Annotated in this window: 16 protein-coding genes and 1 pseudogene; 11 read left to right on the top strand and 6 right to left on the bottom strand. The window is 40.3% G+C overall.

The window, feature by feature from the left end; genetic code table 11:
* Window positions 1-945 precede the first annotated feature (945 nt).
* The 7 genes from ACZ5B7_RS17030 to ACZ5B7_RS17000 all read left to right on the top strand — a co-directional run bounded on the left by ACZ5B7_RS17030 (window position 946) and on the right by ACZ5B7_RS17000 (window position 15,284).
* Window positions 946-3,993 carry a UvrD-helicase domain-containing protein gene (locus ACZ5B7_RS17030; RefSeq protein WP_464490244.1) on the top strand — a complete coding sequence of 1,016 codons (3,048 nt, stop codon included), beginning with the start codon at window positions 946-948 and terminating at the stop codon, window positions 3,991-3,993.
* Window positions 3,983-6,637, top strand: a complete 2,655-nt coding sequence (locus tag ACZ5B7_RS17025) for a hypothetical protein (protein ID WP_464490243.1) — start codon at window positions 3,983-3,985, stop codon at window positions 6,635-6,637. Before ACZ5B7_RS17030 ends, ACZ5B7_RS17025 begins: the two co-directional genes overlap by 11 nt.
* Complete coding sequence (locus ACZ5B7_RS17020) at window positions 6,637-6,831, top strand: hypothetical protein (RefSeq protein WP_464490242.1); 195 nt, start codon at window positions 6,637-6,639, stop codon at window positions 6,829-6,831. Before ACZ5B7_RS17025 ends, ACZ5B7_RS17020 begins: the two co-directional genes overlap by 1 nt.
* 36 nt (window positions 6,832-6,867) lie before the next feature.
* Complete coding sequence (locus ACZ5B7_RS17015; protein WP_464490241.1) at window positions 6,868-8,259, top strand: 3'-5' exonuclease; 1,392 nt, start codon at window positions 6,868-6,870, stop codon at window positions 8,257-8,259.
* A gap of 180 nt (window positions 8,260-8,439) precedes the next feature.
* Window positions 8,440-10,947 (top strand): UvrD-helicase domain-containing protein, encoded by a 2,508-nt coding sequence (locus ACZ5B7_RS17010; protein ID WP_464490240.1) that lies wholly within the window; start codon window positions 8,440-8,442, stop codon window positions 10,945-10,947.
* A gap of 10 nt (window positions 10,948-10,957) precedes the next feature.
* Window positions 10,958-13,612 carry a PD-(D/E)XK nuclease family protein gene (locus tag ACZ5B7_RS17005; RefSeq protein WP_464490239.1) on the top strand — a complete coding sequence of 885 codons (2,655 nt, stop codon included), beginning with the start codon at window positions 10,958-10,960 and terminating at the stop codon, window positions 13,610-13,612.
* The gene (locus ACZ5B7_RS17000) at window positions 13,581-15,284 is read left to right on the top strand and encodes a UvrD-helicase domain-containing protein (protein WP_464490238.1); all 1,704 of its coding nucleotides are present in this window, start codon (window positions 13,581-13,583) and stop codon (window positions 15,282-15,284) included. The genes ACZ5B7_RS17005 and ACZ5B7_RS17000 overlap by 32 nt, the downstream gene beginning before the upstream one ends.
* Window positions 15,285-15,392: 108 nt before the next feature.
* On the opposite strand, the gene ACZ5B7_RS16995 is transcribed toward ACZ5B7_RS17000, so the two are convergent.
* The gene (locus tag ACZ5B7_RS16995) at window positions 15,393-16,724 is read right to left on the bottom strand and encodes a Sau3AI family type II restriction endonuclease (protein WP_464490237.1); all 1,332 of its coding nucleotides are present in this window, start codon (window positions 16,722-16,724) and stop codon (window positions 15,393-15,395) included.
* Window positions 16,725-16,882: 158 nt separating this feature from the next.
* Here ACZ5B7_RS16995 and dcm point away from each other — a divergent pair.
* A pseudogene (gene dcm, locus ACZ5B7_RS16990) lies at window positions 16,883-18,112 on the top strand (DNA (cytosine-5-)-methyltransferase); the annotation flags it as partial.
* Window positions 18,113-19,517: 1,405 nt separating this feature from the next.
* Here dcm and ACZ5B7_RS16985 read toward each other — a convergent pair.
* From ACZ5B7_RS16985 to ACZ5B7_RS16965, 5 genes are all read right to left on the bottom strand, one after another.
* Window positions 19,518-20,033, bottom strand: coding sequence for a competence protein ComK (locus ACZ5B7_RS16985; protein ID WP_464490236.1), 516 nt, complete (start codon window positions 20,031-20,033; stop codon window positions 19,518-19,520).
* A gap of 926 nt (window positions 20,034-20,959) precedes the next feature.
* The gene (locus tag ACZ5B7_RS16980; protein ID WP_464490235.1) at window positions 20,960-21,808 is read right to left on the bottom strand and encodes a hypothetical protein; all 849 of its coding nucleotides are present in this window, start codon (window positions 21,806-21,808) and stop codon (window positions 20,960-20,962) included.
* A gap of 347 nt (window positions 21,809-22,155) precedes the next feature.
* A complete protein-coding gene (locus ACZ5B7_RS16975; RefSeq protein ID WP_213119625.1) occupies window positions 22,156-22,293 on the bottom strand; it encodes a YvrJ family protein in 138 nt (45 codons plus the stop codon).
* Window positions 22,294-22,396: 103 nt separating this feature from the next.
* Window positions 22,397-22,615 (bottom strand): DUF2922 domain-containing protein, encoded by a 219-nt coding sequence (locus tag ACZ5B7_RS16970; protein WP_464490233.1) that lies wholly within the window; start codon window positions 22,613-22,615, stop codon window positions 22,397-22,399.
* A 139-nt stretch (window positions 22,616-22,754) separates the two neighbouring features.
* Window positions 22,755-22,973 carry a DUF1659 domain-containing protein gene (locus tag ACZ5B7_RS16965; RefSeq protein ID WP_464490232.1) on the bottom strand — a complete coding sequence of 73 codons (219 nt, stop codon included), beginning with the start codon at window positions 22,971-22,973 and terminating at the stop codon, window positions 22,755-22,757.
* A gap of 218 nt (window positions 22,974-23,191) precedes the next feature.
* On the opposite strand from ACZ5B7_RS16965, the gene ACZ5B7_RS16960 reads away from it, so the two are divergent.
* From ACZ5B7_RS16960 to ACZ5B7_RS16950, 3 genes are all read left to right on the top strand, one after another.
* A complete protein-coding gene (locus ACZ5B7_RS16960) occupies window positions 23,192-23,518 on the top strand; it encodes a pyrophosphohydrolase domain-containing protein (protein ID WP_464490231.1) in 327 nt (108 codons plus the stop codon).
* 35 nt (window positions 23,519-23,553) lie between these two features.
* Entirely contained in the window at window positions 23,554-24,549 is a 996-nt protein-coding gene (locus ACZ5B7_RS16955; RefSeq protein WP_464490230.1) for an HNH endonuclease, read from the top strand.
* A gap of 484 nt (window positions 24,550-25,033) precedes the next feature.
* Window positions 25,034-25,777 (top strand): SDR family NAD(P)-dependent oxidoreductase, encoded by a 744-nt coding sequence (locus ACZ5B7_RS16950; RefSeq protein WP_464490229.1) that lies wholly within the window; start codon window positions 25,034-25,036, stop codon window positions 25,775-25,777.
* Window positions 25,778-25,791 lie beyond the last annotated feature (14 nt).

The following is a 25,791-nucleotide window of genomic DNA, read 5'->3' as shown; positions in this document are numbered from 1 at the left end:
CTTTATGGGCGGCTATAGAAAAAATTCGCTTTCAGGATGTATACGAAAAAATCAGGTTTCGCCAAATCGCCTTGAAGGTCTACCAATCAATGCGAGGAAATGTATATTTCTAGGAAGCACAAATGCTTTTTTACAAATATAAGGAATAGGGTATATAGCAAGATTTTCATATATAGATAACGGGAAATGTTTTCAATGTGATGGTAGTGGAATTTATTATGAGGTTATTTAAAAACAGCTCGAATGGATACTTTGATGATACTTTCGCAAAGGGTGCTATTGTTGGCAAAAAATCCAAGGTAAAAGAAAAACTCCTAGGCTTTATTACGGAGGTTTCTTAAAATCAAAAAGAAATAAAAGTACATTGGTATGATGACCGCAAAGAGATTACAAACGAAACAATCAAAGCATCATCCACTACCGTTTCCATTGAATTATAAAGTGAGAAGGATATCTACGATAAAGAGTTTTATATATATGATCTTGCAGCTTTGGTTATAATAATCAAATTAGGGATGGATTTTGAATTCGAAAAAATATTTGAATCATCCAATGTATACGACGTTGGAAAACTAGCAAGCAATTATGATGCTGTTTTAGACAATGAGAGTAATACAGAAGATGCTGATAACTACAATGATTATGAGATGACTTTTATTAATAGATCATTCAATAATAAGGCTTCCGCAACAAACAGGGAGATAAATAATAACGGTAAATTTCATTTAAAGTCTTATCCTTACAGGGTAGACTTTTTTTCTTGTTTAATATTATCAATATTCCTTTTTTTATATTAAACTCATCTGGAGATAACGCAATCCCCCATTCTGTATTCATGTGAGTAAATGGAATTGTCTGCAAAAAAATGTATACAAATTACACTCCCACACTTACTTTTTCTGTATAATAAAATAGGTAATAGGTCTTATATTGGGGGTACTATGATTGTTTATCCAGACAGAACTAGAGAATAGGCCGGGTTTGGAAGCAGAAATAAAGGTTTGGGAACAGGTCAAAAGCTATTTTTCTAACCGTCAGAGTTTTGCCTTTTTACATTATCCAATGTTTAATCAAGGCCACAGAGGCCGTAAAGAGATAGATATATTAGTAGTCGATAAAAGCATGGGAGTCACTGTAATCGAAGTAAAAGGGATTTCCATTGATACCATAGAGAGCATTCAAGGGCATGTTTGGCATTATCGCGAGGGTTTTTATACAGACAAAGGTGAGCCGTATAACCAGGCCGAGCTGCAGTTGAACATGCTTTGCAATAAGATTGAAAAAAATCCGCTGCTGTACCGCAGCTTCAGTAAGCGCGTTGTCATCGCACTGCCTTATATTACCAGTAAGGAGTGGGAAGCGAGGGGATTTGATCAGCTCCTGAATTCTCCTCCTATTCTATTTAAGGAAGATATCGAGAACAATATTGGCAGATTGGAAGATTATTATATTGTAAAAACGAATGAACCATTAAATAATCGCCAATGGTCCATCATGAAGACCCTATTCTCCATTAAGGATGAAGAGAACCAGACGATTGTCATAAAAGAGGAACAGTTTTCCAGACTGTATATATTGTCAAGTGGGACCCAGTTTCTGGAGGAGCAGGCCTCGATTGAGGAAGCATTGACAAGGGGAATCAAAATCTTCCTCCTAAGCTATTCTTCCCTGCCTCAGAAGTGGTTGGGGGAGCGGAAGTCCTTTAAGGATGAGTACCAGTTATTAGTCTATAACAGTCAAAATATAGCGACAACGAAAGAAAAAATCATCATCCATGATGGGGAAAACCTCACGGAGCAAATCGAGAAGGTCATTGAAGCCGATTTTTCTTCGTTTAATTTGGGTCAGTATAATGCTTCCCATGCACCGTTAGAGGAACATTTAATGGTTACCGCCGGAGCAGGTACGGGGAAAACCCATGTCATGATCGACCGTATTTTGTTCTTGTTGGCCAAAGGTGATATCTCCCTGAAAGATATCATCATGATTACGTTTACTAACGATTCCACCAATGAAATGAAGGAACGTTTGCAAAAGAAACTGATCAATCTTTCCAAGCTGACCGGCGAAACAAAATATATCCGTTATGCGGAAGATATTAAGGAGATGCAGATCAGTACCATCCACTCCTTTGCCAAGACCATCATTGTCTCATTGGCCCATGAGCTGGGACTTGGCCGGAACGTTCAATTGCGCAGCTTCGTGAAGACGAAAAAGGATATTATCGAACAGCTGGCGAACGAATATTTTCGTAACAATCCGGTCAGTGATTTGGTTAAGCTTCAATTTCCTCATTATGAATTAGTGAATGTCATCTATGACTTCTGGGAGGAAATGGAGAAGAAGGGTCTCACCAAGGATGAAATAGAAAAATTGGATTGGGGTCATGCCAAATCTCCCGAATACCAAATCGTCCAGGGGTTATTTGAGTACGTTTTCCAACACTGTGAAGAAAATCTCGACATTGAGAAGAAAAAGGAAAATGCGGTGTCCATGGGCGACCTAATCCGTAAAATTAAGGACTTCAGTCAGGACGAACAGAAGATGAAGCAGCTTCAGCTGGACAAATTCTTATTTGTCGATGAGTTCCAGGACAGCGATAATGTTCAAATCGAGATGGTCGCAAGCCTTGCCAATTACCTGAACTATAAATTGTTTGTCGTGGGTGACGTGAAGCAGTCAATCTACCGTTTCCGCGGCGCCGACTACAAATCCTTTGATTTGCTCGATAGCAAGGTGAAAAAAGAGCAGAAGGACGAATCTGCATTTACTCCGATTGCATTGAACCAGAACTACCGGACGACTGCGAGTATTTTAAATAAGCTGGACCGCCTTTTTGCCGAATGGGGGAAAAAAGGCTGGTTGTCCTACACAAAGAATGACCGCTTAGAGGGTGTTGATACCCCGGTTGAAAAAGCGAATGAATACCAATTTATTAAAACAAGGAATCAAAAACAGGCGGAAACGGAAATGGTTGCGGCCATTAGAGAGTCGCTGGCCATCACGGAAAAAATGGCGAAAGATAAAAATCGCAAAATCGCCTTGATTGTCAGGACAAATGCTCAGGCAAAAGCGGTGAAAAAGTGGTGTGACAATGCCGATATTCCAACATTGCAGAACCTGGATGGTACCTTCTATAACTGTGATGCCGTCCGTGATTTCAAGTGCATGTTTGATGGTTTATTATATTCGGATGAAGCGAAGTATGTGGTCAACGCGCTGCAGACGCCATACTTCCGATATGAGATTCCCTATCAGGTCCTATTGCCGTTTTCCGGAAACAGCAAGAAGATTGTCGAGTTTATCCATAGTAAAATAGGCAACGATTTTACTCAATATGTGGAAGCTTTAAAAACCCTGCCAGTCATGGCGGTGGTCCAAAAGATTATTTCTGAGAAGGGAATTCTTCAGCATTTATCGGACTTTTACGATAAACGGTCCAATAAGGACGGTCAAAAGAAAATAGATGTAGAACAATACAAGAAAAACCTGTTCCATTTGATGAATATCATTCAGCAGCAATTCGATACGATGAGCGGGACATTATTTACTTTGCATGAATGGCTTACCCTGCAAATCCGCACCAACCGGTCGGAAAACGAACCGATGATTGAATCATCCGAACAAAGTATTGAGATTACGACGGTTCACCGTTCAAAAGGCCTGGAATACCATACGGTCATCATTCCGAAAACGGATGAGCCCTTCGAAAGAGATCGGACGTCTTTCCATATTCAAGAGGAAAATGAAATCGTCGGGAATAGACGCAAGGTTGGCTGGTATTTGAAGGAACGAAGCAGCAGCAGCTATTATGACCAATTGAATACCTTCGAGAAAAATGAAACAAACAAGGAAGAAACAAGATTGCTGTATGTGGCGATGACAAGGACGAAGGAGAGACTTGTTGTCATCCTGCCGGAGCAGGACAAACAGGATACCTGGTCTTCCTTGATTAAAGCTGCGGGTATTAAGGAGGTGCGAAATGGACGTTAGTGTATACACCTACCATCATCCTAAAAAATGGCGTGAGCAAAAGGACTTATTTAATCTTATAAAGAAAGAGATTCATATAACAGCTACCAAGAACATGGCGGACGGAATCAAGGATTTTTATGGAGATGACGATAAAGGTGAATTCCAATATATCTTTACTGTTCGTCAAGTCATCAACCGATTACTAGGCAGATGGAGTTCACCCGAGACGCAGCTGAATCAATATCTTACCCTTGCGAAAGTTATCAGTGAAACTATCGGCACAAAGTCCTTGATGGACTCGTTCCGCAGCAATACCGACGAATTGTTGGAGACGATTCGTTGGTTGGTCTTCTCGGGGATTGAGCCACATCACTTAGCGGCCAATCCTGAGTTGACTCCCAAAGAGATTTTCTTCCAACAGGTTTGGACCAATTTAGAAGGTGCGGACTCTTCCTATGGAGATTTGAGGAAGATTTTGAACCATAAATGGAAACGGGAGAAAATCATTAAAGCATTCAATAAGATTTTGGAAAATCGCTTGGAAGAGGGACTGGATATTAAATTGCCCGAAATCGGGCTGACTCATACCAAGCTCGTCCTCCACGGGTTCTACTTCATTACGCCCGAGCAGCAGATTTTTTTGAAAAAGCTGCAGGAAACGGGCTTTGAACTGATTTTTATGAACATGTACGATGACCGGTTCCCGAACACCTTCGATTTTACAAAGGCGTTCATTACGAAACGGTTTGATTGGACGGATGACTGGAAAATCCAGCCTAACAATGACAAGACAACTACTGTAGGAACGACTCTGCTGAACGCCTTCGAGGAAGGAAAAGCCAATCGGTTGGACCAGCCGCCGGAGATCATCGCTTATGATACGTTCCTTGATTATCTCCACGAGCGCATCATGAAGCATTATCCAATCGGGGAAAAAACAAATCCGACCGAACATAAGGACTTCCAATTTATCGCTACCAATGCGGATATCTTGAATGGAATTTTAGTGCAGTATTATCCTGAACAATTTGCAGAGAAACGAAACTTCTTAAACTATCCTGTGGGCCGGTTTATTTTAAAAATCCACGAAATGCTGCAGGATGGAGAGCTTGTGATGAATGAAGAAATCCTCATGAGCACGTTCTCGTCAGGATGGCTTTACGATGAAGTCAGCCGCAAGAATGCCCGGGATTATACACATGAATTGAGGCAGCTGTTGCCTTTCTTCGTTAACTGTACGACGACGATAGATTGGCTGGGACGTTTTCAGGAGCTGATTGAACAATACGAGCAGATTCTTCCATTGTTTGAAGGGGTGGACGATAATCGGGTGGTGGAAAGTATCCGCAGTCCGTTCACAAAGATTGCCTATCTTTCATTCGATGTGGAGAGAGTGAAGCAAGTCCGCGTCTTTGTCGCACTTTTAGAGGACCTGGCTACCCATTTGTTCGTGCTTTCTGGTGAAACTGTTTCAATCAATGAGCATTTCGCCCGGTTGGCCGAGTTGATGAGAAAACATAATCCCGTTAACCATACGGTCCTCCAGCAAGAGGAAGAGCAGTTAATTGAAAAACTGAACTATAAAATCTCGCAAATCGAGGACAATCATTTATTTTTGTATGAGGACATTGGGCAGGCCATTTCATTCTACCTGAGCGGCAAGTTTTCCGATGATGAGGATGCCTTTATCAAGCCATTCATCGAGGTGGATGGGGAGGCCTTCAAGAAGGACGTGAAGAAGTTCTATCTGACCGGTCTCGATGAACAAGGTCTTCCTCTTAGCGAGTTCAGTACACCATGGCCGCTGCAGGATGAAACGTTTGCGTTATTAAGCCAAAAGCACCGTGTCCTCGAATTGAACGAGCTGCGGAATGGTTCCATCAAGCAGATATCAAGGTATTTGCTGTTTATCGCATTGGAATTTTTGCCGAAGGAACAGCTGGAACTCTCCTGGATTCGGAATTTCCTTGACCGTGTCGATCTACAGCCGGCGGTCTATGTTCATCAGCTGGATTTAAAGGTAGTGGAACCACCACTGGAATCCAAAGAATACGGGGAAATCAAGGAAAATCCTTTTGATTTCGCTGCTTATTTGCCGGATGAGGACGCATTGCGGTCAGCCTTTGATGAACTGAAATACGAGGATATTTTGGCCGAATTTGAGCTGTGCCAGCGCCGTTTTTATTACGGGTATGTCCTAGGCCGTTATCCGGTGTTTTCTGATGAATTTATTCACCAGTTCATTTTTACGGAGATTGTCAAGATGGTTAAGCGATATACGCAGAAACCGAATGATGAGGTTATCGAGCTTGTGAGCGAGTTGTTCCCGCAGTGGACGGAGTTCAAGAAGGACACGCTTGCCCAAACGAGCATAGGCTATGCCGGGCGCCGTCAGGAACGGCAGGATGTCATTATGGAGAATGTTTCGGTCAGTGAAACGCGTAAGAACTTCCAGTTTCCAGGATTAACAAATGTGAACCGGAATAAGCTTTTTGAGGAAGTCATGATTAAGAAAGAAGAGATCATGAAAAACTTGAAAAATCCAGCGCCGGAATTGGCCGCCTCACTCGAAGCAAATCCTGGCTATAATTGCCGCTTCTGCCCACATGTTGATTATTGCGCTGACGGGGTCTATGCGGTAGATGAGGTGAAGAGAAAATAATGAATTTACAGGTGTGGAAAACGGTTGCAGCCAAGTGGCGCACATTGGAGGAAACCGTGCAGCCTTTGACGATTGTGGAAGAAGTAACGAAAGAAGCTGTAAAAGAGATTAAGGATAAGGGCCTATTAGTATCAGCCATGGATTTCTTGAGATCAGGTCCTACAGAAATTGATGACGACGATGATTGGCCATAAATTGTTGTATTTTATTAGAAGGGTAGATTTGTTCAGATGAGTGCAAGTTTGGAGCATAAATTAACAAAGCAACAGCAGGAAATCGTTGATTTTAAAGGAAATGAAGTATTGATTCGCGGGATTGCCGGCAGCGGAAAAACCCTCGTGCTTTTAAAAAAAGCAAAGGATACGGCAATCAAATATCCGAATGACAAGGTGGCCATTTTTACCTATAGCAGCACACTTACGAATTCCGCCAAGCTGTTGATGAAAGAATTCAATTTAAATAACCTTGATATTCGGACGTTTCACAGCTGGGCGATGAGTTCCTATTTCAAGGTCATGAATAAGAGCTACAAGATGATCAATCCAAGGTATCGGGACTCCCATAAAAATGCCATCGAAAAGGTGGCCGCAACCTCACAGCACCGTTTTGTCAAATCAAGTGAGTACAGCGAGTTTTTAAAGGATGAGATTGCCTGGATGAAAGGGAAGGGAATCGATACCCTGGAGGATTACCTTGACGCCAACCGCCGCGGCCGAGGCAGCGAAGTCCGTGTTACGGCTGCGGACCGCCGTCTGATTTTTAAAGTCTATGAAGCTTACAACGGAGATAAGGGGTCATTACTGGATTACAATGATTTCGGGTTAATCCTATCTAAAAACCTGTCCAAACTGAAGGATGAAGTGAAGTATGACCATATCTTCATCGATGAGGCACAGGACCTCCAACAGGTACAGCTTCAGGTATTGAGAGCGGCAGCCAGCAAGTCCTTTATAGTGGCCGCTGATAAGGGGCAAAAAATCTATAAGACATCGTTTGCGTGGCGGGACATCGGCCTCAATATCACTGGGGGCCGGACGAAGATATTGAAGGACTCCTTCCGGTCGACGAAGCAGATCATCGAGCTTGCGGCCAGTCTGCAGCGGCATGATTCGATTATCAATGATGAAGAATTTGTCCCACCTGCTTTACCATCCAGGGAGGGCCCGAAACCTGTATTATTCCAATGTGCAGCCAGGGAAACTCAAGACAAGGCCGTAGCGAAAGCGATTCAACAGATCCAAAAGGAAACTCCAAAGGCGACAATCGCGGTTTTAACGAGGGATTGGAAAAGTGCCTATCGGATTAAATATGCCCTGGACGAACTAAGGCTTACGAGTCAATTCATTAAAAAGGATGAGGGCAATCCACACGAACCTGGAATCAAGCTATCGACCTATCATTCGTCCAAAGGTTTGGAATTCGATTATGTGATGGTCATGGATTTAGTGGAGCCAAAGCTGGCTGAGGACGTGGATGAGGAACAATACTGGGAATTGGAGCGGAGATTACTATATGTTTCCATGACTCGGGCTTGTACTTATTTGCAGCTCTATTCCCACGTGGAACCTTCCCGCTTACTGAAGGAACTCGATACTCGTTATTTTGAGAAGGTAAGTGTTTAGTAATATTTTACTATTATTTTACGGATAAACCTTAAAGACTTGCCATTTGGCGAGTTTTTTCTTGTCTTTTTCCTACAAGACTAGTCGGATTTTGATTCCAAATCCTAGAAGTGAGAAATAAAGTATACTATAATAGTAATATACGTAATATTTTTGCAATGGGAATGGGGAAAACGATTCATGTTGAATCAACCAATTGTATATTCATATGTTTTGTATGCTGATTCCAATGTAATAGAACGGGAATCAGACTTCTTATTCAGCTTATTGAAAAAAGGTGTAAAAGTCCTTCTATTTACGAATAAACAAACGCTGTTGAACCGGACGGAAGAAGAACTCGCGCCTTTTCAGAAGGCAAAGCTGTTCAACCAGATGATGGAGGACATAACCATCGATGAGAAGATTACCATCATTGATGGTCGATGGGATAAAGAGATTACTAGAATTGTCCACGATTTTCCAAGGTTCAACGTTGAACAATATAAGATTGAACATGCACCGTATCATGAAAATATCATGGTTAAAGCGGGCGCGGGTACCGGTAAAACAACGGTTATGGTGGAACGTGTCCTTTATCTGTTATTGAAGGAAAAAATCAAGCCGGCCGAAATTGTGATGATTACCTTTACGAGGGACGCGGCCCAAAATATGTACAAAAAATTAAGGGAGCAGCTTTTCCTTCGTTCCAAAGCAACAGGTTCCAAACAGTTATTGGCGCTCCTTGAGCAATTGAACGAAATGAGCATTAAAACAATCCACTCCTTTTCAAAGGCGTTGTTGAAGGAGCTTGGTTCATTAAGGGGATTCGGCTTGAACCTTCAGCTGCGCAGCTTCAAAACGGAGAAAAAGCGCTGGATTGAGGAAGAGCTCAACCGTTATTTTGAAACGGAACTTGCCAACAAAGACCTGAACATCGAAGATATGCTATCTCCGTTAAAATTTTATGAGTTGGTCGATACACTCTACGATTTTTGGGAGAAGTTCGAGCAGAAGGGCTTTTCTTCACATGAAATTATCGAAGTGGTCGATTTTGGCGATGCGCCTCCTGGCAATGAACGGCTGAACAATCTGATTCAGACGGTAATTCGTAAGGTCGAAGAGCGGTTTATTTCGGAGAAGGAAATCCTCAACGCCGTGATGATTAACGACTTGACAAGACAAATTGATTTGATTCGGGAAACGCATGGGGCCAAGGCCTTCCAGACATTATCCACGAAGATTTCCTACTTGTTCGTCGATGAATTCCAGGATAGTGACGATGTTCAAATCCGCCTGATTGCCACTCTGCAGGAAGCGTTCGGTTCCACCTTGTTTGTAGTAGGAGATACGAAGCAGTCGATTTACCGCTTCAGGGGTGCCAATCATACGGCGTTTCAAATCCTTAAACAATCTTTGCAGGAGCGGCAGATTTCCATCAATGACGAAGATTATTATTTGAATAAGAACTATCGTACCACGGAAGAACTGTTGACGGAAATGGATCAGTTTTTCACTTGGTGGGGCGAGAAGGATTATCTCCAATATGACGGAGATAATGACAGGCTGAAAGGAATGCGGCACGGGGATGAGGAAATGCCCCTTGTCATTCTAAAAAAACGGGAAGACTCGAAGGAAAATATGCGTGCCAACATCATGCCGTTTATCAAGCAGGATTTTAAAAAAATCCAAGAATTGAATGAAGCCAAAAAGTCGGATGAAGAGCCTGAAAAACTTGCAGTGTTGACGAGGACCATTGAAGAGGCGAGGATGATCAATAGCTGGTGCAAGGAGGAAACGCTCCCGATTAAACTCAAAGTAGGGGGAGGATTTTTCCTGTCGCCGGCAGTCAGAAACTTTCATTCTCTTATTTTAGCGTTGCTGTTTCCCGATAACGGTAAATATTTGGCGAATCTTTTGGAGGGTCCTTACGGTCAGGTCCAGAAAAATCTTATTCCGGACCTGCTGGAGGCCGGAAGGTATACGACGGGAACAGTGGAGATACTTAAAGGGGCAACATCCTTTTCTTTTGAAAAGTATCATAAACTGCTATCCTTTCAGCCTGTTCTTTCTGTGCTGCGGACGATTATCAATAATCGGAAGCCGTATAACTGGATTTTTTCTCGTAAATTGGATGAACTTCGGGAAGCTTACGGTACGGAGTATCCCGAGGAACGGCTAGTAAAAGAGGCAACGGATGAAACCCGGAAATATGAACTGACCGTTGGCAAACTGTTTGAATTGCTCCATCAACGGTTTTCAGAGGACTTTGTCTCATTGAATCAAATCGCCGACTGGCTTCAAGTCCAGATTGCGACGAACCGTGATGAAGAGGAGGTTTCTTTCGAACCGACGGGCGGCGGCTTGGACCATGTCCATATCCTGACTGCCCATAGGGCAAAAGGACTCGAGTATCATACGGTCATCATTCCGTTTACGGAACGGCCGTTTACCTCTTCATTCAGTAAAATCATTTTTGATGATAAAAAAGAGAAGGCAGGCTGGTCAATTCAAAAACCAGGCTATGAAGTCCGTTCTAACAACCATTTTGCGGAGCTTTCCTCCCATGATGATACGGAATCTATCAAAGAGGAGACGAGGCTTCTATACGTGGCGATGACGCGGGCGAAAAATCACCTGATTTTGATCCGGAACATGAAAAACGATGCCTTCCAATGGACCTGGTCCAGATTACTAACCCAATTTAGATAGGATGATAGATATGAGTGGGAATGTCACAGTTTTAACCTACGAAAATCCATATACTTTCCACGAAAAACTGGAGTTCCAGCCGTATTTTCATTGTCCGCATATTTGTGCGACTCGGGCTTTGGCAGAAGGAGTGGAGCAAAGGTTCGAGCTTCCATATGTTAAATCCACAGGGGGCATTGTCGACTTGTTTTACCCTGGCTGGAATCTTCCGGAAAACCGGTTCATCCAGTATAGCCAGCTGTCGGATCTTTTGCGAAACAGGGACCAACCAGGGGATGCGAAAGTGCTCCGCTCCTTTAAGCGAAATAAATTGAATCTGCTGATTACGATGAGGAACTTTACGGAGATTGGCTTAACACCGCAGGATTTACATCCCCATGTAACGAAGGTGGAAGAGCAGTTATTTTGCGACCTTTGGGAAGCGATGCTGCCAAACTTTAAGGATTATATGGATGATGCGGCTAAAAAGTTAGAGAGTCTGGAGGAAGTCAGGAAAGTTTTCAGGGAAGAAGCGAAGATTCCGCTGACGGACGACACGGTCGTCCTACATGGCTTCTACTATATTTCTCCTGTGCAGCATTATATTTTTACTAAATGGAAGGAACTGGGTATTAATATTGTCTATCTGAATCTGTACAATACTGATTTCCCTTCGGTGTTCTCGTTTTTGAATGAAAACTTCTCGGAAAGATATGGCTGGGCAAAGGCTGAGGATTGGCAGATTACGACAGACGATTCGGCGTTGAATGGACTTCAGTTTGCATCCCGTTTTGAGGGTAAGGATGTCCATGGGGAACAACTGCAAAACGTAACCGAGAAGCCTTATGATTATATGGTTGAATTTGTGAACGACATCAAGGACGGGATCCGTTATGTGTCGCCTAACAGTGACGAACTGAAGGAGAGATTGAAGGAATTCCGTCCCGAAGCCTTCTTGAAGGACCGTCATTTCCTTTCGTATCCGATTGGCCAGTATCTGTTCCACCTCCATTCGATTTGGAATGAGGAAAAGCAGAATTATTACCTGACCGATAAGATTCTGATGGAATCCTTTGCTTCCGGCTGGCTTCAAAACGAAGGGGAGAATGCCCGCCAATACACGGCGCAGTTGAAGGCAGTACTGCCTTATTTCACGAACTGCCAGACCGCTGATGACTGGGTAACACTGTTCCAGTTGCTGATTGAAGCCAAACGGTCATCCGCCCAGATTTTTAAAAATTATCATCTGCTGAAGGACGATTACCTTGAAGCGGTCAGGGTCAGTCCTGTCCTGCGCTTTTCCTATTTTTCCGTGCCGCTGCGGGAGCTGAACAAGCTGCAAGGGTTTGTGGAGAAATTGGTGAAGGATGCCCAATGGCTCATTAACATAAAAGAAGAACGAATTACCATTAAGACTCATTTTCAACGCATCCAGCAGCTTCTGGATGATTCGAACTTGAAGTCTTCCTTGACGGACCCGATTGAAGGGAAATTGGTGGAACAGCTGGAAGAGATGCTGTCGAAGCCTATTCACGATGACCATTTTTATCATGTCGGAGATCTTGCCGATGCCATTGTGGTCTTTTTGAAAAATGGTCTTGAGGATCCTGACAATGCACTCAGCTCGTCTGACTCAATAGCTGGTGACACGGACGAAGATACCGGTGTGCAGCCGATTGAATTAGGGAAGATGGCGGACTTGGATGGCTTGATTCTCATGGATGATTTCGAGGAGCTCCATTTATGCGGGATGGATGAGAAGCATTTTCCGGAAACCTCCTCTCCGTCGCCATGGCCATTGTCGTTTGATTGTATTTCCAAATTGAATAACCATGCGGCCGACATGTATATTTTCCGAAAAGAGAATTCCTTGGCGTTTTCAAGATACCTTTTCTTTGTCGCCTTGAGCTTTAATCGGAAAATCTGCTTATCTTGGGTGAAGAACTGGAATGAATATGAGGATTTGGATAAATCCATCTACATCCAATTGCTGGACCATTCAGCGGATGGGGACACTGACGAGGGAAGCTACGATTATCTACCTCCTGCCTACATTCCGGAGGGGCTGAATCCGGAGCTTGTTTATCAAAAAATCGGCCAGCTACCGCAAGAGGAATTTGCTGAAATGAGCTTGTGCAAAAGACGCTTCTTTTACAGTTCGATTGTCGATGGGTTTGCCACCTATCGTTCATCGTTTCATCAGGGATTTCTGATTGGCAATCTCGTGAAAATCTATGCTTCAATAGGGAAAAACAAAACTGAGATTATCGACATGATGCAGCGGATGTTCCCATTCATCACGGAAATCACGTTAAGGACCATCGTTGATCAAAACATGAATCAGGATTATGTGGCCGGGATGCGGAAATATGGACTGGGCAAAAGACGGAAGTTTGCCGATATCGATTATCCTGAGAGCATGTTGTATTTTCAATTTTTGACGCACCGCGGGGCCTTCCAAAATGAAATCTGGCAATCGGCATTTACGCCGGTTTCCGGAATTCGCAGGCAAAAGGCGGAAATGATCCAAAGGATGGCTAATCAAACGGGAGTCCTAGCGGAGGCAAGTCCGTCCGTGTTCTGCAAGCTATGTCCGCATGCGGAATATTGTGAAGACGCCTATTATGCCGTAGATATTTCTAAAAAGGGATTTGATGAAAATGACATTGACGCAGCAGGCAATTGATCATAACAGAGAAAAGCTGGATTATGCGTTTTCCGTCCTGTCAGACGCCCTTACCACCGTCCCTAGCATTGAAAATGACATTTCAGAGAGGACGGCTCAATTCCTGCAGAATATTGAATTGAGTGATGAGCAGCAGAAAGTGGCCAAGATGAATTCCACGCATTTGCTGGTCAAAGGGATTGCGGGCAGCGGGAAAAGCATCACCCTGTTGACGAGAATGATGCAGAAGATGTCCGAGGATTTCGGTAAGCGTTTTTTGTTCGTCTCCTTCAACCAAGAGCTGGTCAAGGATGCCGAGAACCGCTTTAAGAAGTCGGAGTATTACGAGCAACTGAAGGAGCATCACCATACAGTCCATTTCTATACCTTTCATGAACTTGCCCACCATTTATTAAAATCCATGGGAAAAAAGGTGAGGTTTTTCCAAACCAGCCATTACAACCTGAGCCGAAATGAGGATAACGTCAGGGGCACCATGCTGCGGCTGATGGATCTACTAGAAACAGAAGAGTTTAAGAATCTGCCGTCCATTCATACGATTAAGAAAAAGAAGAATACGACCTTCCTTTTTGATGAATTTTCCTGGATGAAGGGCAATGGTTTCATCACGCTGGAAGACTACTTGAATTGTGAGAGGGTCGGCCGCGGGAAACTGCCGAATGTTTCGGTGAAACAGCGTCGGACGATTTTTCGGCTGTTTGAATACTATCTGAAAGACCAGCAGAAGGACTTCTATAACCGTATCGACAGGGAAGACTACGCGCTTCTTGTTATGGAGAACCTGCACCGGCTGTTGCACAATGAAAAATATGACCATATCTTTATCGATGAAGTCCAGGATTTGCAGCCCATGCAGTTGAGGGTATTGGTGAACATCAATACAGGGACCCTGACGCTAAGCGGCGATGAGCGGCAGCGCATTTACAAGAGCAGTCCATTTTCCTATCGTGCGTTAGGGATTAACGTTCAAAGCGGGCATAATGTTGTGCTTAAGACGAACTGGCGATCTACGTACCAAATTATGAAGTTGGCCAACTCTTTACAGTTTTCTCGCTCGCAGGAGGATTCCAGGTACGATGATGAGAAATATTTTCCACGGCAAGGTGAAAAGCCGGTCATACAAGCGTTTTCTGGGCATCAAAAGATGTTAACTTCTGTAGGGAATAAAATCCTTGAACTGCACGGGGATGAACCAAAAGCTACCTTTGCGATTATCCATCGACAGCACGATGTGCAAAAAGAAAGGGAGATTAGGACGTTCCTTGGACGTTTTTTCACCTTCAATACGTATATCCAGCGAGCCGAAGGGAAGACTCAAACAACCAGAACCGGGCGGCCGGACATATATTTTCTTGAGGCTAAAACTACGAAGGGCCTAGAGTTTGATTATGTATTTATCTTAGATTTCAGCAAGTTTTATTATCCTCACAAAGATGAAATTGAAAATTTAAACAAGAAAAAATCTGTCAATTCAAAGGACTTTTTGGATGATAAAAAGGAAATTGAGGACAAGGAAAAACGTATCCTTTATGTTTCCCTTACAAGAACAAAACAGGCTGTATTCCTTTATTATGTGGCATCGGAGAATCCAGAGGAGAAAATTTCTCCATTTGCAAAGGATTTCACACCTTCAGATTATGAGGCAAAAGGTTTTAGGAAAACCCTAATATAAACAATAAAGGAGCTTAATTTCATGTTAAGCTCCTATTATTTATTGTTATCCTATGAATTTGTAAGAAAAATAGTGAACTTAACCATTATGTCATGTCCTTATTTATATCTATAAATTCTTTTTATAAAGTTGTTCCGTTAATTTCTTATATAAAAATTCCTTGGAAATCATAAAGCATGTTTTTGTAACATCTTTTTCGAAAAACGCTTGGTAGGTTTGATCACCTCCCTTACCCCTTGGGGCAATTTCCAGCACTTGCCCCTCAAATGAACCTGGATAAGGCAATTTGCTAATATCATGTAAGGAAATCGCTTTTTGCACCATTTCATAGCTTTTTTCAAGTAATTGAATGTCTTCATCAGTAAAAGATATCGATAGAACATCTTTAAGGACACGCTGCCCATTTTTCTTACCTTTACCTTCATAACAAATTAATGCAAAAGTTACTTCTTCGAAATAACTTTTCCAAGTGGATTCTTCCCAACTCTGCTCAAATTCGGAACGAACAATATTCCTGAAGGTAAGGCGCTCAAGAGGGTAGTAATTATCATCAATTGGAATGTTTTTAATAACATGCGTAATCTTCGCAAAAAGCGGATGCTTTACAGGGAGATCTTCATCTTTACCGATAAGAATATCAGATATCATTTTTCCAAGTTGTTTAGGGATATTTCCTGTAAAATCTTTTTGAGTTACCGTTTGATAAATCTCCATCTGGGTCTTACCAAAAAAAGGTTTGAGCTGAGCTTTTAAATATTCCTCAATGCTAGTAAAGAGAGGATATTGCAAAATAGTACTTGGGTTTCTAAGAATACCTGTTAAGTACCCCTGTTTTAAAGAAAAAGCTCTTGGTTTAGCTGGTAGCAGGGAAAAAGGTTGTTTTCGTTTGACTTTTGAGGACGCACTTTTGGTTGCAGCTCCTAAAAAAGCGGTATCTCCCTCAGATAGGAGGTGTGCTTCACCATTGAGAACTTTTTGTTGAATCTTTTTATAGTCCATCTCAATGACAGGTAAATCTTGATCCATATCATATAATTGAAAGTCTTCTACTACGAAATCTTTGTAGTCTACACCTTTTTTATATTCGTACCAGATGATAAGAAGTAATTTACTTTTAAACAATAATGAGCTAAACTCAAATTGTTGTTTTACTATATTAAAATAATCTATCATACTTAAAGAAAGTCTTTCTTTAGCAGTTCTAGTTTTGTCCTTATTCTTAATAAAGCCTGTGACTTTTAATTCCACATTTAGGTGTTCGAAATCTGCCCTGCTTTCATTGTTTAGTTCATATCCATAAAAACCTGTTTCAACAACCTTACCTAATGCACCTTTATCCTGTTTTTTCTTTAAAAGATTAAGCTTATCTAACTCCCCAAATGTTTTACCTTTGATATTTGCCGTAAATGAAAGTAATTCATTAATTGTTGTAAATTTCAATTTATGTACTCCTCGTAAGTAGTGTTTTAACCTAATTTATAGTATAGAAAAAAATTCGATTACTATAAATAGAATTAACATTTTCCATTGATCTTTTAAACAAAACATAGTATAATATGATATAAACAGATTGTATGTTCGGTTATTTGGAGGGAATTATGAAAAAAACAGTAGTGGAACTTTTTGCAGGTGTCGGCGGTTTTCATTTGGGGTTAAAAAACGCAGGAGATTGGAATGTTCTTTGGGCGAATCAATGGGAACCGGGAAAAAAAGTCCAACACGCATATAATTGCTATATTTCTCACTTTCCTGAGACAGAAGCAGTAAATATGGATATTTCTGTTGTGAATGATAACCCAGAAAAATATCCAATCCCTCAGCATAATTTACTGGTTGGTGGTTTCCCATGCCAAGATTACTCTGTGGCTTCTACAGGTGCTAAAGGTATTGAAGGGAAAAAGGGAGTACTATGGTGGGAAATTCGTAGAATTTTAGAGCGGCACAAACCACCTTTTGTATTATTAGAAAATGTAGATCGTTTATTAAAGTCACCGACTAAACAGCGGGGCCGTGATTTCGCTGTAATGTTAGCTTGTTTTCGAGATTTAGGCTATAACGTGGAATGGCGCGTCATTAACGCTGCCGACTATGGTTTTGCACAAAGACGTAGAAGAGTATTTATTTTTGCCTATCATGGAACTACTAATCATTGTAAAAGAGTGTCAAATAAAATCGATACTTCTAACCTGAATCAACATCTTGTTGAAGATGGCTTCTTCGCAAAGGAGTTTCCAATTCGTTCCATTCGAGATTCGTTACCCTGGAAATTAGATGAAGATTTAAAGAGTGTTTCTGATAACTATAAAAATGGTGCTTTTGGAGAAGCAGGAGTCATGTATGGAAATGTTATTTTTTCAGGGAAATATGAACCTGTCGGTCAACCTCCACAAACCCTTGAAGAAAAACTTGTCGATGAAGTAGAGGAAAAGTATTTCTTAGGTGAAAACATATCGCAGTGGAAATATATGAAAGGAGCCAAGGAACAACCTCGAAAAACAAAAGAAGGTTATGAATATATATTCCGGGAGGGAGCTATTGCATTCCCTGATCCATTAGACCGCCCGGCACGAACGATGCTTACGAGTGAATCAAGTAAAAATCGTAGTACACATGTTATAGAAGATCCCAAGACTCATAATCTCCGCTTACTTACCCCTATTGAAGCAGAACGCTTAAATGGCTTTGAGGATGATTGGACTAAAGGAATACCAGAGAAATTCAGGTATTTTTGTATGGGAAATGCCCTTGTGGTAGGGCTTATCACTAAAATGGGTAGGACCCTTAATGAGATTTTCGAAAATGAGATAGAAACCGAAGAACCGATAGAAAGCATAAATGAGAAATCAGTTGATTACTTGTTTGATAATACTGTTGAAGAACAAAAAATATTTAGCTTGGCAAAAGAACAATCTGCATTCATCTTAGAATCTGCCCAACTTGAGGAACAGCAATTAATTAGTCTGGCCATTGAAGAGGCAGCAAAAATGTTAGAAAACGCTAAAATAGAGGAACAAAAAATAATTTGCCAAGCTAAAGAAAAAGCTGCAAAAATACTAGAAAATGCAGAACATGAAAAACAAAAAATGATTATACAGGCAAGAGAAGAAGGAATGAGAATAATTGAGGATGCAAAGCTGACCGCTAAAATCATTATTGATTCGGTTAAAGAGAAAGTGTCTTATTAGTTAAAATCAATGATATATACTCATCTATTAATTAGTCGGGTTTATAAGGAAAAGTATTTATTAATTGCAAACCTAAAATAACCCCCATTTTTTGAAATGGGGGTTATAAATGATTATAAATGAGGGAAACACTCTTTAGCTATGTAGCAAACTGAAGGGCTTAAGGTCTAGCAGAAAACATTGGTTCATTGCCAATTGCTTATTAAATCTTTCTAAGTGGGTCCGCATTTTGCGAACTTATGTAAAGGCTGTTACCTTGAAACGACGCGTTAGAATTCGACAATTACGAAATATATAAGATGAGTTTGGTTAAACCGCTTACATTTTGTTTTGGCTGTTTAGGTGGTAAAGAAGCTAATGTTACGAATCGATTCCATCTGGAAAGGTACATCAAGATATTCCCTAGTATTGCTTTTACGGTGGAAAATGCGCTGTTTAATTGAGAACTAATACATCCGCTTGTATCTGCAAGTATTTTTAATAGAGAACGGGAGGTAAGCTCGAATGGATAATTAAGTAATGGTGATTATAATTATTTTTCTTCATATGTCTGTTGCAATTTGTAAAGGGCCATCTCCTTTGCAGCTATTGTGGTACTCCCAAAACAATTCCAAACGGTTGTGGTTCCATCTGTCGCCGTCGCTACGTATGAATCTCCAATTTTAAGCACACGAAATTTAACTTTTGCATTCCGATATATCCAATAAAATTCCCAAAATTGACCTAGTGCTTCTTTTATTATATTCACCAACACGTACCTCACCTTTTTACCAAATTAATTCGGAAGTCAACCGATGTAACTGTTTTCAATTGTGGCTAACAATTAGCACTTTCATGTCATAATCCTAGAAGAAAACCTGAAAAACTATTTTCCTGGTCAAATTTAAAGTTTACAGAGTCGAGACGTGCTAGCATCTTGGTGGCAAAACAAATCATGCTGAGACTAATTTCATTTTTATAAACCCAGCCAAGAGCCTTAGTTCAGTGGATATAGCCCACTCCTTATCCATAATCGTCGCCAAACAAAGGCTAAATAGGATTCATTCTTTTAGCTATGCTGCAACCTAAAGCGCTTAGGATCTAACAGAAAACCGATGGGGTCGTTTCCAATTGCCTTTGAAATTTTTCTCAATTGATCCGCATTTTGCAATTTATTGTTAAAGGCTGATACCTTGCAAGGGATTGTTAGAATACGTCCATTCTTAAGTACCACATGTGTTTTTAAATAATAGCCATTGGTTCTGACGATATGATATGGATTAAACCACATGGCATCCTCGTTTTTGGCTGATTTGGTCGCAAAGATGCAAATGTTATGAATCGGATCCACCTGGATAGGGCACATCGTGATATTCCCTAGGAGCGCTTTGGCGTTGGCAATCGCGCTGTTTAAATCAAAACCAATGCATCTGATGGTATCTGCTAGTATTTCTAATGGAGAACGGTCTACAACTAGTTTCCTGTGTAATTCTTCAACAAGAGTGCAGCACTTGCCATTTCGATCATGATAGCCTGACATGTGAATAAAATCTGGTTTGATAATATAGTATTTTTCAATATCCAAAGAATTTTCGCCCCTTAAAGGTTTTTTGATTGATTAATCTTTGAAAAAAGGTATACTATCAATAAGTTAGTTTGTCGCTAACTTATTAGACCAAGAGCACCGTCTGTCCAGGACATTTGCTCTTGGTTTATTTTTTTTGTTGCTCACATTAACCTCACCTCCCAGCAATAACACTTTTGCAAAACAAAATAAAAAGATCTAGAGGAATCACTATAACTATACGACTATTACAAAAGCATTTAGATAAAGTTGTTTGGACGTGGTGAATAAAGAGCGGAACTCAGTATGTTCAATTAAATCAATTATTTAATACATTTTTTTACAGATAGCTGAAACATTGGATGAAAATTTATTGTTATTTTCAAAAAATATTTACAAATAAAAAATAACACAAAAAATTACACAATTGGGATTGTTTTAATGCCTAATTCGTAACTTTTTGTGTCAAAAACAGTCGATTTATGTCGTGTTTGGTTGTTTGTTAGAATATTAAAAAAATTGCATCATCTTACTTGCTATTCAGGTTCATGATTTCATCTTTAACCGTTAAATTAGTTTCTTCCTTTTCAGAAATGGGATAAAATTCTGCGGTTTCTTTATTTCCTTTACCAGTTCTTCGGGCTCCATCTGTCAACCTTTCCTAAGTTTAAAGACAGTAAATAGGGATGGACCTTTTTTATTTATCTCCAAATCACTCATGTACGACATCCAGGTTGCTGACATGAGCAAGCTCCTCTTGTGTCAATCCTTTTTCAGAACGAATCCTTTTAATCACTTCACCTATGTAAATGGCTTTTTTTTCTTAAGAGAATTCTCCTTTTTTTTAGACCATTACACAATTAGAATGTAAAATGCTCCACGGGCTATAGCCTACAGAAACGTGATATTGCTAATTTTTGTACCGAAGTTATGATAAAAATAAACGATTAAAGTTTGTCTTCATAATAAGCCAAAAACATACTATGGATCCAGGAATCATTAACCATAGACCCCGGTACAACACCATATTCTGCGTCAAGCTCATCATAAAATCGGCGCATAAATTTATTCTGCAAAACGCCATAAAAGTAGGCGATTGGATTTCTGACAGCTTTAGTGGATTTTAATTTGCGAATCAGCTGTTTAAAGGCTTCAATAGCAATCTCAAGTATCTGGTCTGTTTCGTTCTCGCTGTTATATTTATAGGCAGCAATTTGCGTCATATGCCAGAATTCCTCAATGGTCTTTGCGTCAGAATAAAAGTACCTTACCAGCTGGACAAATTCTTGTGGAACACGATTGCTAACATAGCTATGATCTAATTCCAACGGTTCTTCTTTACGTTTATTATTCTTTGGATCTTTTTCAGTTTTTAAAAGATTACTAGTTTCTATTGGCTGGTTCATTTTTACCGGTTTGGGTGGTTCATCTGCAGGAAAACGATTAAAAACATATAAGTTGCTCGTCTGCGAGCCGTTTTTTCGCTCTGTTTCGTATACGGAGATGATGCCGAATTCCTTTGCTTTTAAAATCATCCGTTTAAAGGTTGAACGGGAAATGCCATTGTCGTGGAATTCCGCGTGAATGGCCTTCAGGATGGTTCCGATTTTGGCATTGCAGACACCAGGGATTTTTGCGGCAAATCGGATGAGACGCTTTAAGCCAACTAGTTCCCCTTTGGAGAAGTCGGCCTTATGCTCTAGCAGCCACTGTTCGATATGGTGGTTAAATTCAGTGAGACTAGTAAATTGAGAAAACTCGTTAAAGTGTTCAATATTTGCTGATTTTAAACTCATATGTATGTGCCACCCTTATGATCGTTTGTATATGGCCATTCATCTTTTAAATGATTCTGGCACCTTTACGATATCGGTTTTGGCAGAATGAGTCGAATTCACTCATTTCCAATTTGGAGCGAATTTGGGTAGAAAAATGCGATTTTCAGCTCCAAATTGGAAATGAGAAGGCCAATTTTGTGATTTTCGTACCGATTTGATAGTTTTTATATTTGCATGGAAAATGGTAGAAGGGAGGGGGAATTGTGTAGAAGAAGCGGTTAAAGAGAAACACGGGAGGAGAGAGACCAGTTATAATTCTCTCTCCATGTTTTGTATTTTAAAGATTATCATGGCGAATAAACCCTTCACACCTTCATCCGCTCAGGTAAACTCTGTATCGACTGGACCACTAAATCTAGCTTTGATTCAATACGATAAAGGAGATAAAGTGTCACTACAATGGGAAATCCTACCTCGTTGATGAATGAAATGATTTGATCCACAACAATGTCCTCCTTTCCAATTTTTAAAAAGAGACCGGTTTCAGTCTGAACTGCTCCGGCCTCTTTCCTAAACACTATCGAATTTGACTAAACTACTTTATGCTTAGACGATTTCATACTCAACCACATTGCGGTCGACGACTCTCGCGCCTTTTGAGGAAACATATCGTCCGCTGGCAGAAGTAAATACATCCGCTGCAATAATTTGTTCCATTGACTGTTTAACAGCAACCTCATCAAACGGTTCCTTTGGGTTTTCCACCGCAATACGAGCGGTTTTACCGAATTCCGTGCCAAACATTAATTCCAATGTTTTTGCCATTCTCGTTCACCTCCTTTCTTTGAGAAATGAAGGCGGTTCTTTTGCTTCAATCTTTAATTGATTTCCTCTTTATTAGATTGGTAGCTTTGTTGATTTAGATCTGATGAACCGTCCCATTGCATAACTAATTGCTTCCCAGTTACGCAGTTAATTCAGTGCTGTCGCTGCGCTCAGTTTTGTTGAGCGGGTAGTTGCATAATGCAGAAATTGCTAGTGCAACCTGGAATAACTGGTCAGCAGTTGACTCCTTTTTGATGTTGCTAAACGTTTTGGTTTTTACGACTGGGTTTCCTTGCTCATCAAGATCAACCTGAAACGCCAACCGAAGCTTTGAACCTTCTAATAATGCTTGTGCCATTTTCGTTCACCTCCTTTCACCTCTTATTTAGCTTTTTTGAGGCAAAAAGGACAGGGGTAGAAAAAATTATATGATTTTTACATGGAGAAGGTTTTTATGCATCAGTAAGCCTACTAATTTTAGAAATTTAAATTTATTAAACTAATAATCATGGTAAAATAATCCTATATTATGTAAATGAAATAGGATTTATAGAAGAGGATTAATGGGGTGGAAAAATGCCATTGTACAATAAACTGGTTCGCGATAAAATCCCAGATATAATTGGTAGCACGGGAAAGAAATGTTCTTTTAAAGTATTAAATGATGATGAATATATAAAGGCACTTCAAAAGAAAAGTTACGAGGAACTCGATGAGTATGTATCTAGCGCCACAAACATTGAGATAATGGAGGAGCTAGCTGATTTATTAGAGATTTTTCATTCCCTTGCTGATTATCATGGAATTTCGATTGAACAAATCGAGGAAATTCGGAAAAGAAAGCGGGAACAGCGCGGTGGATTTCAAGACAGGATATTTTTAATTGAAGTTGAAGATTATTAAAGTTAAGGCAAAAGAGCATTGCAGGTGATAATACAATGAGTCATAAATTACAAGTGGGCGAAATGAAAGCTGCTTATTTGACAGATAAAGAAATTTGGGGCCATTTTAACTACATATTTTCATCGAAATCCAAGAATTCAACTACATATAAATTTGTATTAATCAAATCATTGTTAGAAAACTTATACAATGTCAATGATAAGCTGGAATTGAATTACTCAAGCTTGTTTTCGAGTTTTGCAAAAATCTATTGGAATCTGGTTATTCATCATAATCTTAATCAGATAAACATGACGGATAAAAGGGCTGAAGTTCAAAATATCCTGCTTAATATCCAGTCCAAATACCAAATCCCTGAGACGGTTGTTTTCGATAGACTTTCAGCCGAAATTCAGGTGGAAATTATCAATAAAGTGAAGAAAAAATGTAAGATCAATGTTATGGGCGCGATATATGGCGATACAGGCTGCACCATCTATGATTTTGATAATCAAAAGGAACAGCTGCGAATGAATAGTACATTTTACTCCTTTATGCAACGGTTCCAGCGAGTCCTGAATTATTTAACGAATTATCATCTTGCCTTATTTTTGGAAAAATTCAATGAAAAAGGGGATACCACCAACCTGTTATTAAAGGTTGAAAATGTATCCAAGAGGTCATCACTTGATCAATTTTATCAAGTGCTATCCTCCTTTTATAACGGGAAGTGTTTTTACTGCGGAAGAGCTATCAGGAAGGAAAATGCTCACGTAGATCATTTTATCCCATGGAGTTTTGTTCAGGCTGACCAGCTTTGGAATTTAGTTATCGCCTGTAGTGCTTGTAACTTATCTAAAAGTGATAAATTGGCGGGCAAGATATTTTTAGAAACGGTAATAGACCGAAATGAAACCTTAATTACTATTCCGGAACTTGGAAGAAGAGAGGATATGAAGGTTTATTCTAGCAATAAACTTAAAGAGCTATACCATTATTCGGTAGAAAATGGGTTTACTGATATTTGGACTCCAAAGAAATTGATTTTATAGGGAAGAGAAGGAACAATGAACGATTCCCACCAAAAAAAATTTTTCCTTGAAGCTGAAGGAATAAAGGGACATATCGGTTGCAAAATTCCCTATCAAAGCTTTAAGGATAGGAGACCAGTTAAAGTATAAAAAAATCAACTAAGTTAAATATACAAATATCGAGGGCCAGTCACTTTTACATAGACGTCTTTAAGCCCGGAGTCCGATGGCGTTGGACAATGAGGATATTTTTAAGATTTATAAAATGGCATGGTAACAGGGCCCACTATCACCGCCCAAAGTTTGTTGAAATGAACAATAAATTTCAAAATAAAAAGAAGGTCGGTTTTCCAAAGATGCCGGCCTTTTGCTGTTGTTTGAAAAGATTTTATTTTTCAAGGTGCACAATTAAAAATTTGATTTTTAAAAATATGTTGATTTTTCAGAATATAGGCATTATTATTTAATGTATAGTTGTATATACAATAGGAAAGGGGGGACTTGGATGAAGTTACTGGGAAGGGTTGCTGTCGTAACAGGCGGAGCGAAAGGAATAGGGAAATATGTTTGTAAGCTGTTTGCGGAAGAAGGCGCTGCCGTAGTGGTTGCAGACCTTGATGAAGAAACAGGTCAGAGGGTTGCGGATGAACTTGCAGCCAGTGGGCATAAAGCTGTGTTTGTAAAAGCGGATGTAGCAGACGAAGAGTCTGTTAAGAATCTAGTCAAAGCTACTGTAGATACTTTCGGGAAGCTAGATATTATGATTGCGAATGCCGGTATTGCAGAAACTATTCCTATACATAATCTGTCTCTCGAAACCTGGAATCGCACCATTGATGTGAATTTAACCGGTGTATTCCTAACAAATAAATATGCTATACAACAAATGCTGTCCCAGGGGCATGGGGTCATTGTCAATACAGCTTCGATGCTTGGTCATATTGGCAGAAAGGGAGTCACTTCCTATACCGCCTCCAAAGGAGGAGTGGCCAATTTAACCAAGACCTTAGGGGTAACGTACGCCAGTAAAGGAATCCGAGTTAATGCCGTTTGTCCGGGCTATATCGATACAGACTTAATCCGGAATAAATCTCCTGAGGAGTTTGAAGAACTGATCCGATTACATCCGATTGGCCGTTTAGGTCAGCCGGAGGAAATTGCCAAAGCTATTCTTTTTTTAGCAAGTGACGATTCTTCATTTGTTTGTGGTGCCAATTTAATGGTGGATGGAGGTTTTACGGCTCAATAAGAATTAAAGATGCT

The organism is Neobacillus sp. S1115 (assembly GCF_055385565.1).
Note: the sequence above shows the minus strand (reverse complement) of the source record. Positions and strands in the feature narration are given on the sequence as shown.